This window comes from Campylobacter concisus (assembly GCF_015229965.1).
GTDB classification, from domain to species: Bacteria; Campylobacterota; Campylobacteria; order Campylobacterales; family Campylobacteraceae; genus Campylobacter_A; species Campylobacter_A concisus_BD.
In genome coordinates this window covers 77,160-90,451 of the sequence record NZ_JAAKZB010000001.1, presented here as the reverse complement: position 1 = coordinate 90,451, position 13,292 = coordinate 77,160, and the positions used below count along the sequence as shown (strand labels likewise).

At 39.4% G+C, this 13,292-nt stretch carries 15 protein-coding genes; 6 read left to right on the top strand and 9 right to left on the bottom strand.

Annotation, left to right across the window (positions count from 1 at the left end):
* Window positions 1-9: 9 nt before the first annotated feature.
* From G6W43_RS00495 to G6W43_RS00485, 3 genes are read right to left on the bottom strand one after another with little or no spacing between them, the layout of a single operon-like run.
* On the bottom strand, window positions 10-267 hold the full coding sequence (locus tag G6W43_RS00495; RefSeq protein WP_021085953.1) for a heavy-metal-associated domain-containing protein: 258 nt from the start codon (window positions 265-267) through the stop codon (window positions 10-12).
* Complete coding sequence (locus tag G6W43_RS00490) at window positions 260-583, bottom strand: hypothetical protein (protein WP_009294140.1); 324 nt, start codon at window positions 581-583, stop codon at window positions 260-262. The genes G6W43_RS00495 and G6W43_RS00490 overlap by 8 nt, the downstream gene beginning before the upstream one ends.
* Window positions 580-1,659, bottom strand: a complete 1,080-nt coding sequence (locus G6W43_RS00485; RefSeq protein WP_103594075.1) for a transglutaminase-like domain-containing protein — start codon at window positions 1,657-1,659, stop codon at window positions 580-582. Before G6W43_RS00485 ends, G6W43_RS00490 begins: the two co-directional genes overlap by 4 nt.
* Window positions 1,660-1,750: 91 nt before the next feature.
* Here G6W43_RS00485 and G6W43_RS00480 point away from each other — a divergent pair, with 91 nt between their 5' ends.
* The 5 genes from G6W43_RS00480 to G6W43_RS00460 all read left to right on the top strand — a co-directional run bounded on the left by G6W43_RS00480 (window position 1,751) and on the right by G6W43_RS00460 (window position 5,313).
* Window positions 1,751-1,918, top strand: a complete 168-nt coding sequence (locus tag G6W43_RS00480) for a hypothetical protein (protein WP_002942642.1) — start codon at window positions 1,751-1,753, stop codon at window positions 1,916-1,918.
* A 1-nt stretch (window position 1,919) separates the two neighbouring features.
* Complete coding sequence (gene cmoB, locus G6W43_RS00475) at window positions 1,920-2,789, top strand: tRNA 5-methoxyuridine(34)/uridine 5-oxyacetic acid(34) synthase CmoB (RefSeq protein ID WP_262974962.1); 870 nt, start codon at window positions 1,920-1,922, stop codon at window positions 2,787-2,789.
* Between the two features lie 8 nt (window positions 2,790-2,797).
* Entirely contained in the window at window positions 2,798-3,337 is a 540-nt protein-coding gene (locus tag G6W43_RS00470; RefSeq protein ID WP_194168890.1) for a PaaI family thioesterase, read from the top strand.
* Between the two features lie 196 nt (window positions 3,338-3,533).
* Window positions 3,534-4,766 carry a major outer membrane protein gene (locus tag G6W43_RS00465; protein WP_194168889.1) on the top strand — a complete coding sequence of 411 codons (1,233 nt, stop codon included), beginning with the start codon at window positions 3,534-3,536 and terminating at the stop codon, window positions 4,764-4,766.
* Window positions 4,767-4,881: 115 nt separating this feature from the next.
* Entirely contained in the window at window positions 4,882-5,313 is a 432-nt protein-coding gene (locus G6W43_RS00460; RefSeq protein ID WP_194168888.1) for a trehalose-6-phosphate synthase, read from the top strand.
* A gap of 53 nt (window positions 5,314-5,366) precedes the next feature.
* Here G6W43_RS00460 and ppk2 read toward each other — a convergent pair whose 3' ends face one another.
* Window positions 5,367-6,176, bottom strand: coding sequence for a polyphosphate kinase 2 (gene ppk2 / locus G6W43_RS00455; protein ID WP_002942696.1), 810 nt, complete (start codon window positions 6,174-6,176; stop codon window positions 5,367-5,369).
* A 107-nt stretch (window positions 6,177-6,283) separates the two neighbouring features.
* On the opposite strand from ppk2, the gene dsbD reads away from it, so the two are divergent.
* Window positions 6,284-8,011, top strand: a complete 1,728-nt coding sequence (gene dsbD / locus G6W43_RS00450) for a protein-disulfide reductase DsbD (RefSeq protein WP_194168887.1) — start codon at window positions 6,284-6,286, stop codon at window positions 8,009-8,011.
* A 697-nt stretch (window positions 8,012-8,708) separates the two neighbouring features.
* Here dsbD and kdsB read toward each other — a convergent pair.
* Genes kdsB through G6W43_RS00425 form a run of 5 tightly spaced genes read right to left on the bottom strand, consistent with a single transcriptional unit; the run spans window position 8,709 to window position 13,284 of the window.
* The gene (gene kdsB, locus G6W43_RS00445) at window positions 8,709-9,419 is read right to left on the bottom strand and encodes a 3-deoxy-manno-octulosonate cytidylyltransferase (RefSeq protein WP_103617631.1); all 711 of its coding nucleotides are present in this window, start codon (window positions 9,417-9,419) and stop codon (window positions 8,709-8,711) included.
* The gene (gene thrC / locus G6W43_RS00440; RefSeq protein ID WP_103617632.1) at window positions 9,416-10,879 is read right to left on the bottom strand and encodes a threonine synthase; all 1,464 of its coding nucleotides are present in this window, start codon (window positions 10,877-10,879) and stop codon (window positions 9,416-9,418) included. Before thrC ends, kdsB begins: the two co-directional genes overlap by 4 nt.
* Window positions 10,876-11,190: a divalent-cation tolerance protein CutA gene (cutA, locus tag G6W43_RS10830; protein ID WP_103617633.1), complete on the bottom strand. Its 315-nt coding sequence runs from the start codon at window positions 11,188-11,190 to the stop codon at window positions 10,876-10,878. Before cutA ends, thrC begins: the two co-directional genes overlap by 4 nt.
* Before the next feature lie 50 nt (window positions 11,191-11,240).
* Window positions 11,241-12,161: a tetraacyldisaccharide 4'-kinase gene (locus G6W43_RS00430; RefSeq protein WP_103617634.1), complete on the bottom strand. Its 921-nt coding sequence runs from the start codon at window positions 12,159-12,161 to the stop codon at window positions 11,241-11,243.
* Window positions 12,154-13,284 carry a DegT/DnrJ/EryC1/StrS family aminotransferase gene (locus G6W43_RS00425; RefSeq protein WP_103615487.1) on the bottom strand — a complete coding sequence of 377 codons (1,131 nt, stop codon included), beginning with the start codon at window positions 13,282-13,284 and terminating at the stop codon, window positions 12,154-12,156. Before G6W43_RS00425 ends, G6W43_RS00430 begins: the two co-directional genes overlap by 8 nt.
* Window positions 13,285-13,292: the final 8 nt, after the last annotated feature.

The following is a 13,292-nucleotide window of genomic DNA, read 5'->3' as shown; positions in this document are numbered from 1 at the left end:
CCATTAAATTTATTTTATCTCGCCCTTATAGCCAGTCGCATCGACCGCTTTTAAAAGCTCTTTTTCATCGACCTTGTCATCTGCTATAACGACAGCTTTTCGCTCTTTTAGCGACACGTCTGCCTTTTTTACGCCCTCAACACTAAGTGCGGCCTTTCTTACTATCGCCGTGCAAAGCGGACAGTGCATGCTGGGTACTGAAATTTCTATCGTTTTCTCAGCGTAGCTTGCAGCCACCAAAAGGGCTAAAACTAAAATTTTACGCATAAATTTCTCCTAAAAGCTCCGGATATGTAAGAAGTAAAAGCAAAATCACTCCAAAAAGTATATATATAAGTATCCATTTTTTCTTTTTATAGCTTAGGTTGCAGCTTTTTGGCTTGTAAAACAGAGCTACACCAGAGATCACAAAGCAAATAACCGCCACGACGCTTAAAGGGACGCGGTACTCGTATAAATTTTGTGTCCAAGATAGAAATGAAAAAGATGTGCCAAAAAGCAAGAAAAGAAGTGCCGGCAAGCAGCACAAGGTAGCGCCGATAGCACTACCTATGGATGTTAGTATCAGCCAAAAGGCTCTCATTTTAGCTCTGTTGAGACGTAGTCGTAGCTAAATTCTTTTGGCGAATAGTAGTTTTGTGTGTTGCCATCGACTTCAGCGTATGGATAGCCAAAGTTATTTAGCGGTGTTTGCTCTGGGGTTGGCTTTAAGATAAAGTCACGTCCGTAGTTAAAGCCTATCCAGCACATCTCCCAGTTACCAAAGCAATAATCCCTAACAGCTACAATCTTAGCGTCGTCGTTTGTTAATTTCTCACCTAGTCTTACCTTTGTAACATCAGCTGGATCAACCGGTATCCAACCATAGCCTTTTAGGTAAAACTCAGCCCTGCAGTGCTGTCCGCCTGAAATTTTAGCTACGCCGTCTTTTGCGCTACCCATTTGATCTGAAAATCTAGACTGACCAACTCTAATGCCAAAAATTTCTCTTGCTGGAATGCCGACTGATCTGCAAAGTCCCACAAAAACTGAGTTTATGTCAGTGCATTTGCCAACTAGCTTGCCACTTTCTAGTATGGCTTTAACGTCGCCAGTGCCACATCCAATGACGCTGTTATCACGCTGCATAGTGTTTGCAACCCACGTATATATCGCTTTTGCACGCTCCAAATCGCCCTTTAAATTTCCAACGATCTCTAGTGCTTTTGCCCTTACGACGCCGTCAGTTGGGATGTGTGAAGTTGGTTTTAAAAACTCCAAAACAGCAGGATCGACCTTCTCATTTGGATCGAAATTTACCTTACTAAAGTCGGTATTGCGCTCTGTTGTTTGGATCTTAAACTGGATATTTAAAATAGGTCTTTGCTCATTTTCTTCAAATTCGCCATACATTGTTGGTATTAGCGTGTCTGAGATATAGACGTTTTTAGCGGTTGTGTTTATGACGTAGTCTTGGGTTAGTTGCTGATAAGTGGTGCTTAGCGGAAGTGGTAGCCAAATTCTCGAGCTTTTGCCCTTTTCAAGTATCTGGTGTTTGAAATTTACATCAAAATTTCTAACTACTGGGTTTGCTGGCTCGTCGCTAGCTAGAGTGACACTTGGAAGCAGACTTGCTGCACCTAAAAAACTACTGAATTTAAAAAAATCTCTTCTTTGCATAAAATGCCTTTTGCTTAATCTTAGCCAAACTTGGCTCTAAAACTGCCTGCTATTCTAGCATAAAATTTTTATTTATGATAAAATCCGCCACATGAAAAAGATTATATTTTTAGGCTTTATAGCGCTATTTTGCAACGGTTGTCTTTATATGAACGAGCGTGGAGTTTCGACTCAATATTATAATGATTGTAAAGAGTATTATGACGCGACTGGCACCTACCAAAAAGAGTGTCCGCACAACATCGTCGACTGGAAATAGCGTGGATCTTAGCAAATTTAACGAGCAGCAAAAGCAAATTTTAAATAAAATAGAAAATTTAGCAAATTTTGATTGCGAATTTAGCCTCTCTGATAGCGTAAATGTCAAATTTAAAAATTTAGACCAAGCCAAAAAAGATGAAATTTACAACCTCGCCCTTAGCCTAAAGCCTTGGCGAAAAGGGCCATTTTTACTTGATGATATATATATAGATAGCGAGTGGCAAAGTTTTATTAAATTTAACATCCTTGCCCCGCATCTAAATTTAGCTAACAAAAGTGTGGCTGACGTGGGTTGCAACAATGGATATTATATGTTTAAGATGCTTGAGTACGCCCCAAAAAGCATAACTGGCTTTGATCCTAGCGTGCATACATATTTGCAGTTTGCTTTTTTAAATAAATTTATCCGCTCAAATATCAACTATGAGCTTCTTGGAGTAGAGAGCTTGCCTGAATACGCAGCGAAATTTGATACTATTTTTTGCCTTGGTGTCATCTACCATAGAAGCGATCCTATAAAGATGCTAAAAGAGCTAAAAACCGCGCTAAATCCTGGCGGCGAGCTATTTTTAGATACGATGTATATAGATATGGATGGCGATTTTGCGCTAAGCCCAAAAGATAGGTACTCAAAAATTCCAAATATCTACTTTGTACCAACGCTTAGTGCGCTTTGTAACTGGTGTGAGAGGGCTAAATTTAAGGACTTTACCCTGCTTGAGACAAAGGCGACTGATCTAAATGAGCAGCGAAAAACGCAGTGGATAGACGGAGAGAGTCTTGGAAATTTCCTAGACCCAGATGACAGCACAGAGACCATCGAGGGCTATCCAGCCCCAAAAAGAGCCTATGTAAGAGTTAAAATTTAAGGATAAATATGGCAGATGAAAATATTTTTGAAGCAAAAGACGAGTCGCAAATAATCCTCCCAGAGGACGAAAACCCGCTAAGAAATGAGATAAAAACAGCTCCTTTAACAAAGCTAAATTTTAGTGGAACGGCATTTTTACTTGAGAAAAATCACGCAAAAACTAGATTTTTTACCACGGCTGACATGGTAAGTGACGCTGAGGGGCTCATACATAGCGGTTTTGTCTTCATGGGGGCAAACTACGCAGCACTTTTAGCTATAAACGAAGAATTTTGCGTTAGCATCGGTGCTAGGATAAATTTCTTTGGACCGCTCAAACTTGGCGATGTGGTTGAATTTGACGCACAAGCAAGGTTTGAAGAGAGTAGAAAAAGAGAGGTAAAAGTGATAGGCTACGTAAAAGAGATCAAGATCTTTGAGGGCATCTTTCAGCTAGTCACACTTGAAGAGCATATCTTTGTCGCTCAGCAAAAAAATATCCAAAAAGAAGCCGCTATAAGACAAAAGAAAGAGCGCGAAGAGGCGCAGGCTAAAAACAACGTCTAAATTTAACTGATGAGATATAAATTCTCATCTTTTAACTTCAAATAAACTCAAATTTTTAAAGACAAATCTTATCTTATTATCTTATTTTGGTAAACGATCGGTAATAATTTTTGATTTTTTTAACGAAATTTAAGCTATAAAATTAATTTTCTATGATAATATCCTTTCAAAACATTTTTATCAAAAGGAGATTTAGATGAAACTTACAAAAGTTAGCTTAGCTGCTTTGGTTGCTTTAGGTGCATTTTCAAGCGTTGCAAGTGCAACTCCACTTGAAGAAGCTATAAAAAACGTAGATCTTTCAGGATTTGCAAGATATCGTTATACAAACGATTACACTAAAAAATCAACGGCGAACACAGGAACAGAAAAAGGTAGCAATGCTGGACACGTATTTAGAATGCAAACAGCATTTAAAGCTGCTATAGACGACAACTTCTTTGGCGTTTTAAATTTAAGATATGAAGCAAAAGATAACTCAGGCGATGGCGTTACCAAAGGCACAGACAAAACAGACACAACTGGATCGTTTGGTGTATATGAGATGTATTTAGGCTATAAGGTAGGCAATACTACTATTACAGCTGGTAAGCAGCTACTAGGAACATTCTATGATGATAAAGATATAGCAGGCACAGGTATTAAAGTAGTAAATACTGATGTTTCAGGTCTTACTCTAGCAGCAGCTGCATTTGATGCAGTGCAAAACGATGGCTATGAAATAGATGGTCCTCTACTAAAAACACTTACAGGAGTTATCAGCGATGCTCCTGGTAATATATACTATTTAGGTGCAGCTGGTAACTATGACCCTGTAGCATTTCAAATAGCTATTGCAAACGTTCAAGAAGTAGCTACACTTTATGGTGCTGAAGCTGGTGTAAGCTTTAATGTAACTGATGATGTTAATCTAAATCTAAAAGGACAGTATGTTCATAATCAATCAGACTACGATCTAGTAGCTGATGCAAATTTCTGGGCTATCCAAGCTGGCACAAAACTATTTGGTGCTAAACTTAACGCTGGTTATTTAGACTTCGATGCCAAAAACAAAGACAATAACAAAATTTCATTTGTAACTCTTGATGCAAATGGTGGTCTAATCAACCCAACTAAGATCTTAAATGGTGTAATGAGTAATGGTAGTCAATACTATAACAATATCACAGGTGATAATAACTACTGGTTTGTTAATGCTGGATATGATATAGATAAATTTGGCTTTGGTGCTGGATATACTCAAGGTAAAGGTACAAGCTATGCGCTTGGCAAAGAGAGAGCAAAAAGAAACGAATGGTCTCTTGATGCTAGCTATAAATACAGCAAAAAACTCACATTCCTTTCTTGGTATGCAGCTGCTAAAGACAAAAAAGACGGCGAAAGCTACAAACAAGATCGTATCAGATTTGAAGCAAAATATAGCTTCTAAAAACATTTATCCGAGCGAGCTTTCGCTCGGATCTTATAAACTTCTCAATACTTAATCCAAATCAGCAATCCTTTCAAATAAACCCAATATAATGCCAAACAAAAAAGGCAAAAAAATGTATCTTTTTTCTCTCATTACGCATTTAGTTTGCGCCATTATCTTTATAGGATATGTGTTTTTTGATGTTTGCATATATCCATTTGCTAAAAAAACGATAAGTCCTCAAACTCTTGAAGCTGTCAAAAAGGCTTACACAAAAGGCAGTGCAAAGGTTTTTGGCACGGCATTTTTACTACTTTTGATAAGTGGGGCATACATGGCAAAGGACTATCTTGGAGGCGAGCATGGTTGGTGGCAAAGCAACTTTCAAAAGCTCTTACTAGCAAAGATTGCAGTTTTACTTCTAATGTGTCTTATCACTTTCATCTCTGTTTTTAATGTCACTATTTTAAAAAAACCAGATCCGTTTGGTAAATTTTCACACCTTATAGCTCTTGTGCTTTGTCTAGCAATGGTCATTCTGGCAAAACTTATGTGGTGGCTTTAGCAAAACTTGGCCATAAATTTAAAGCACAATTTTACAACCAAGCCCAAATAAATTTAATCTATGCTCTTTAGCTTATCCTTATTTAGCCCCTCTTCTATACGCTTGATCTCCTCGCTTCCATCTCTTACGACACTTTTGTCGTATTTTAGATACTCATCTATCTTTTTTGGATACTCGACATGAGTTAGGATAAATTTAAAGACATTTAGCCTAGCCTCTTTTTTATTGTCGCTTGAGACGATCACCCACGGCGAGATGCTGTTGTGAGAGGCAAGTAGCATCGAGTATTTGGCGATGGAGTACTGATCCCAAAGCTCTTGTGCTTTTTGATCTACTGGAGAGATTTTAAACTGCTTTAGTGGGTCGTTTAAACGCTCTTTGAAACGCTTTTTTTGCTCCTCTTTTGTGATAGAGAGGTAAATTTTAAAGAAAATGATGCCTGAGTTTATGATCATCTCTTCAAATTTTGGCACTTCACGCAGAAATTCCTTATGCTCAGCCTGCGTGCAAAAGCCCATCACTGGCTCAACTCCAGCTCTGTTGTACCAGCTCCTATCAAAGATGACGATCTCGCCAGCGCTTGGCAGATGTGTCACATATCTTTGAAAGTACCACTGCGTCTTCTCGACGTCGCTTGGTTTTGTAAGCGCCACGATACGGCAACCGCGCGGATTTAGATGCTCTGTTAAGCGCTTTATCGTGCCACCTTTGCCAGCTGCGTCTCGCCCCTCCATTAGCATAAGCACTCTAAGCCCCTTATCTTTGACATGATTTTGGAATTTTAAAAGTTCTATCTGAAGCAGTCTTAGCTCTTCTTCGTAGCCAAGTTTATCGCTCTTTTGGTGTTTTTTATCTTTTGACATCATCGCTCCTTTTAAAAATTTCACGCTTTTTCACGATTTTACTATAAAATAGAATAAATTTAAGAATTTAGACTAAAATCATCTCTTTTGATTTAGCAAGGATTAGCATGTTTTTTAAATTTATTTTTTCTCTCATTTTGTTTGCAAGCTCGCTTTTTGCCGAGGTTTTAGACGTTAGTAAGGCATTTGTTTTAAGCCCAAGTATCGATGAACAAGGTGTTGAGATCAAGTTTAAATTTGGTGAAAATATCTACCTTTACAAAGATAGCTTTGAGATTAAACTTGGCGAAGAGAAGATAAACAGCCTCCTAAATATGCCAAAGAGCGAAAACACCGGCGAATATGAAATTTACCCAAAAGATTTTTCACTGTTTATCCCATTAAATTTAGTAAAAGAGCATCTTAAAAATAGTAGTGTTAGGCTAAATTTAAGCTATCAAGGTTGTGCTAAAAATGGCATCTGTTACCGCCCGCAAACTAAAATTTATGACATTTTTGAGAAATTTGGCAAATTTAGCATCATAGCCTTTGAAAAAGAGCAAAAAGATGAAACCAATCCTGAATTTACCGAGCTTTCAGAAGATCAAAACATCGCAAACGAGCTAAGTAGCAAAAACTTTTTTATCTCGCTTGCGACATTTTTTGGCTACGGCCTCTTGCTCTCGCTCACACCTTGCGTCTTTCCGATGATACCGATCTTATCAAGCATCATCGTCTCAAAGGGTGGCAGCCTAAATGCCAAAAAAGGTTTCTTGCTCTCGCTAGTTTATGTCGTTGCGATGAGCCTTGCCTACGCGCTTGCTGGCGTTGGAGCAAGCCTACTTGGCTTTGGCATCGCAGGGGCTCTGCAAAACATCTACGTGCTCGGCGCATTTGCGGCCATTTTTATCATCTTAAGCTTTAGTATGTTTGGCTTTTACGACATCAAACTGCCGTCAAAATTTGAAAACTTAATCAGCAAAAAGTCACAAAACAGCTCAGGCCTCGTCGGTGTTTTCATCATGGGCTTTGCCTCAGCGCTCATCGTCTCGCCTTGCGTGGCAGCACCGCTAGCAGGCGCACTTCTTTACATCGCGCAAAGTGGAGACGCCATTTACGGGGGCATCATGCTCTTTGTCATGGGGCTAGGCATGGGTGTGCCGCTTCTTGTGATAGGGCTAAGCTCTGGCAAGCTCATGCCAAGACCTGGCGGCTGGATGGATGAAGTTAAAAAACTCTTTGGCTTTTTGATGCTCATCATGGCCGTTTGGATCCTAGCACGCGTGCTTGGAGCGTTTTTTGAGCTACTAGGATATGGCGTCATAGGCGTATTTGCGGCCATTTATCTTGGAGCGTTTGAGGCAGCAAATAGTGGCTGGGCTAAATTTAAAAAAGCACTTTGCGTGCTAGTTTTTATCTACTCACTCATGCTAATTATCGGCGCATTTTTGGGCTCAAAAGATGCCTTTTCGCCACTTTCTGGGCTAAATTTAGCCAAAAACGAGAGCGAGCTAAATTTCAAACAAGCTAGAAATTTAAACGAGCTAAATGAGATGATAAAAAGCTCGAGCAAGCCAGTACTTGTGGATTTTTATGCCGACTGGTGCGCGAGCTGCAAAGAGATAGAGCACATCACTTTTAAGGACGCTGGCGTGAAAAATGCTTTGGCAAATTTTACGCTTATTCGCATCGATGTGACAAGTGGCGGGGCGCAAAATGATGAGATGTTGAGAAATTTTGGGCTCATCGATCCGCCTGCACTTCTACTTTTTAAAGACGGCGAAGAGCAAAAAGCGCTTAGGACGATCGGCTTTATAAATGCTAAAAATTTCATAGCAAAGCTTGAGAAAATTTAGATTGCAAAGGCAAATTTGGCTGGAATTTTAAATTTATCAGCCAAATTTCTCTAGGTTTTTCAGACCTTGTAACTAGCTAGAAAAGTGGCAACTAAGTAAAATCAGCTACCAAATTTATATCGTGCGGCGACGTGAGTAAAATTGCAAAGTCAAAACTTGCAATCATCTTAAATTTATCAAATTTTAAAAAATATCAGCGAATTTGGTTTGGTTCTAGGATAGTAAAACAACCAAAATTTAATCAAATTTTGCACCAAATCGCGTGCTACAAGACCGTAATGCAAAAACAAAACTAAGTAAAGCATACGATTATCTTAAATTTATGAAATTTTAAAACATCTCAGCAAATATAAAATTTGCTAAAACGACCCAAGCCGCAAAGCTTACAATAAATTTAACCTAGCCTTAGGATTCAACCAAAATGCAATCAAATTTCACTCATCTCACGCACAAACAAGACCGCGAATCAAAAAACTTCAGTCAAGTTTGCAATTTAGAACATCTCAGCAAATAGATAAAATTATTCAAGTAAATTTAAAATATGAAGTTTGCAATAAATTTAACCAATAACAGGGCAAAATTGAGCAAGACCGCAAAATCAAAGACAAAAAAAATCAGCTAAACCATTACTCAAATTTATAAAAATTTAGAACTTGCTCTGCCGTAGCAAAGACGCCAAAGCAGAGCAAATTTAGGCTCATTTGCCAAATTTAGCAAGCGCTCTTTGGTAGTCCTCTTCGCTATCGATGCCGATACTTTGACTTTCAACCTCTAGCATCGCTATCTTTTTGCCGTTTTCTAGGGCACGCAGCTGCTCGAGCTTCTCGGTGTTTTCAAGGCTTGAAGGTAAGAGGCCGCAAAACTCTTTTAGACTTTTTACGCTGTATCCGTAGATGCCAAGGTGCGCCTTGTAGCTTTTGCACTCGCTTCTGTTAAATGGTATCCTTGATCTTGAAAAGTAAAGCGCATAGCCCTCAAAATCAGTCACTACTTTGACTAAATTTTTATCATCCGCAAACTCATCGTCCATCTTTTTATAGCAAGAAAACATAAATGCTTTCCCTTTATTTTGCTCGCAAAATACCCTAAATTTAGCGATATTTTCAGGCTCGATAAATGGCTCATCAGCCTGAACATTTATGATGATCTCGCCCCCATTTAGCCCCAAAATTTGCGCCGCTTCGTTTATCCTATCGGTGCCACTTTGATGATCTTTGCTAGTTAGCACCGCTTTTATGCCGTGAGCCTTAGCGATATCAAGCACGCTTGGCTCATCCACAGCAACCGCCACATCATCCACACCGCTTACTCTAAGAGCCGTCGCCACAAACATCGGCACGCCGTTTATCTCTTTTAAAATTTTATTACTAAACCTTGTTGAGGCAAGGCGGGCTGGGATGATTATCATCGCTCGATCCATTCTAGGACGCACTTTTCGATCTCGTCCTCTTTTATGATATTTTTATGCAAAATTTTCGCGCTAAATAGCGAGTTTATCGAGCTTGGCACGCTATCATTTAAGATTTTAGCGGTCTTTGCCAGCGCATCTTTTTCATCTTTTGTATTTGTGATCTGGCACGCTTTAATCATGCTTGGAGTAAATTTCACCCAGTGCGCGGTCGATGTGATGACATTTATGCGGCCAGCATCCACCATTTTAAAGCAAGTAGCCGTATGCGGATCGATCGCGTAGCCGTCCTTTGCGAGCTTTGCGATATATGCCTCGCACTCCTTATCATCGCACCAGCTAGCCTCAAAGTCCTCTTTTAGCGCCTCAAGCTCTTGTTTGCTAAGCTTATAAAATTTGTTTTTTGCAAGGCTTTGCATGAGTTCATTAGTTCTAACGCTTCCAAATTTATCAAATAGCAATCGCTCGACGTTTGAGCTTATCAAAATGTCCATGGCCGGGCTTATCGTCTTAACCAGCTTTTTGTCTCTTAGATCATAAACGCCAGTGGTGAAAAACTGCGTCAAGATGTTGTTTGCGTTTGAGGCGATCTTGATCTTGCCGATCTTTGCGCCCATTTTTTTAGCGTAATACGCCCCAAGTGCATTGCCGAAATTTCCGCTTGGCACGATGATGTCAAAGCTCTCGTTTGCCTTAAGTGCCTTTTGTTTTAGCAAATTTGCGTAAGCGTAAGCGTGGTAGATGATCTGAAAGAGAATTCTTCCAAAATTTACTGAGTTTGCTGCACTTAGTTTAAGGCGCTTTTTCTTAAGCTCAGCCTTAAATTTATCATTTGCAAGCAACGTTTTTAGCGCCCTTTGAGCGTCGTCAAAGTCGCCTTTTATGCCAAAAACCTTTAAATTTTCACCCTGCATGGTCTGCATCTGAAGCTTTTGCACCTCGCTCGTGCCACCATCTGGATAGAGGCAGACGACCTTTATATTTTCATCGTTTGCAAAGGTTTGAAGTGTCGCAGGGCCCGTGTCACCGCTAGTTGCGCACATGATAAGGTATCTTTCGCCCCTTTCCTTTGCTAGCTGGCTAAGCAGCGAGCCAAAAGGCTGAAGTGCCATATCCTTAAATGCCCTAGTTGGGCCGTGATAGAGCTCATTTACGTATAAATTTTTATCTATTTTTTTAAAAATGACTGGGTGCTTTGGATCATCAAAGCTTGCATATCTTTTGACCGCCTTTTTGAAAAATGCCTCAGATACATCAAATTTAAATAGCGAGATGATGTAAAGTGCGAGCTTTTCGTAGCTTAGGCTTGAGAGCTCTTGCCACTTTGCCTTTGTGATCTTTGGTAGCTTCTTTGGCGCGTAAAGTCCGCCGTGAGCGGAGCTTGGGCTAAGCATGGCTGTGCTTAAATTTACATTTTTTACATTTTCATCTTTTACGCTTCTAGTTGGTGTTAGTCTCATTTTTTGCCTTTTTTGGTTGATTTTTTTATCCAATTTTCATATTTTTTAAAAACATCTTTTGGCTTAAGTGCCAAAATTTCTGGGGTTTCGTAGCTGTGGTGCTTTCTTATAAATTTAGCTACTTTTTTAAATTTCACGTCCGTTTTTATGAGTAAAATTTGCTCTTTTTCATCACAAAGCTTCTCTTGCCAAAGATAAATGCTCTTTGCACTAAAGCTACTCACGCAAGCTGCAAAACCCTTTTTCACGAGCTTTTTGCTTAGTTTTTTTGCCTCTTTTTTCTTTGCGACTGAGGTGATTAAAATTCTCATTTTGATCTAAATTTTCCTTTTAAAAAGTGGCTCATTATAACAAAATGGGCTTAAATTTGCTTCGCCAAAACCTTTTTAAACTCCTTGCTTAGCGTAACTTCAAGCGTGATAAGCGATACTCTCAGCCCAAAATCCTTTACCTTTACATAGTCTTTTTGCGTCATCAAAAGCGAGGTCGCGCCGTAGGTTTGTAAAATTTCGCTTAGCTCTTCTTTTGAAAAGTCGTAGTGATCAGGGAAAAAGACCTGTCCCACGCACTCGCCAAAAAATGCTTCAAGGCGGGCTGGGTTCGCTATAGCGGTAACTAGCACCATTTTTTCGCTTTTATTTAAAATTTCACTCTTTCTAAAGTGAGTTTGCCCTTCATGCGCTATAAAATCACCAAATTTATAAAAGCTAAATGGATATCTATAAGCCCCGCTTGGCAGGCAAAGCTTTAGCTTTGGCTCTGGGTTTGGACGCACCAAGATGTCAAATTTGGCTATATCAAATTTAGAAAATCCATCGTCTAGCAAGATATACTTTGCGCCATGCTCTTTGGCGTAGTTTATGGCTATTTTTCTATCTTCGCTTACAATCACATTTGCGTTTTTAAGGCTTGTAGCGTATATCATCGCCTCATCGCCACTTGCCGCCACGTCAAGTAAAATTTCGCCATCACGAGCGACTACCTGCATGCCTTTGCTTTTTCTTTTATAGCCCCTAAGGATGATAAAAGCGCCTTCGAAATTCTTAGCGATAGCGACGCAAAGTGGGGTCTTGCCGCTTCCTCCAAGGGTTAAGTTTCCAACGCTAATTATCTTTATACCAAAGTCTTTTTTTTGTGCGCTAAATTTCTTACAAACAACTACTAAAGTGTAGATAAGACTTAGTGGCAAAAGTAAAAATGCTAGTAAAATTTGAAAGAAATTTGGGCGAAAGAAGTAGTCATTCGCCCAAGAGTGTAAAAGGATGTTAAATTTCTTAAACACGTGATTTAGAAATTTCTTTTACCGTATTGCAGATGTATTGCACCTCTTCGTCGCTCAAACTATGATAGATAGGTAGCGACAAGACTTGTTGATATGCTTTTAGAGCATTTGGAAAGTCATTTACTTTAAGCGAATATTTATTTTTATAATAACTTAGCAAATGTATCGGTATGTAGTGCAGCGAAGTGTGAATTCCACGCTCCAAAAGCTCTCTAGCAAAGCTGTCGCGGTTTTTATTTATCTTGATGATGTACTGAGTATAGATGTGCTCGCGTTTTTTGACTGGAGTTGTGATGTTGTGACACTCTTTAAGCTCTTTATCGTAAATTTCAGCGATCTTTTTTCTACGTTTTATAAGCTCGTCTGTCTTTTCAAGCTGAGCAATAGAAAATGCCGCATTTATCGAGTTTATGTCGTATTTTAAACCGATATCAACGACGTCGTAGATGTAGCTTAAACTACCAAATTTATCTATACCATTTACAAGGGCGTAGTTACGAAGTAGTTTTGCTTTTTTATAGACCTCTTCGTCATTTGTCGTGAAAAATCCAACTGTTGAGATAGGATTTTGCACGCGCGAGTTTGTCTGAAAGCATGATAAAAACGAGTCTGAACCAACCTTTTTGCCATTGTATGTTAGTCCTATGCCTCGGTTTGCATCATCTAAAACGACGATGCCATATTTTTCGCAGATAGCCTTTATCTCATCAAGCCTAGCGCTTTGTCCAGCGATGTGTGAGATAAAAGCACATTTTAGTTTTTTGTGATTTTGTTCTTTTAGCACCTTTTCAAGGGCTTCTGGGCTGATGTTAAAGTCCTCTTCATCGATATCAACAAAGATAGGCTCAGCATCAAAATGTCTAACAGCCTGAGCCACGCTAGGGAAGGCATTTACTGAGCAGATGACCTTGTCACCGCGCTTTGTATCCATCGCACTTAGCGCTAGGTGGTGTGCTGCTGCGATATTGTTTGTAGTGACTACAAATTTCGCACCAAAGTACTCTTTGATCTTTTCTTCAAATTTAGCAACCGTATCAGTAGCATTTTCAGAACGCAAAGCCTCCCCTATGAGCTCACTTTCGCGCTCAGTGATAGTCGGTTTGTAAAACGGAATTTCTCTCATATCAAATC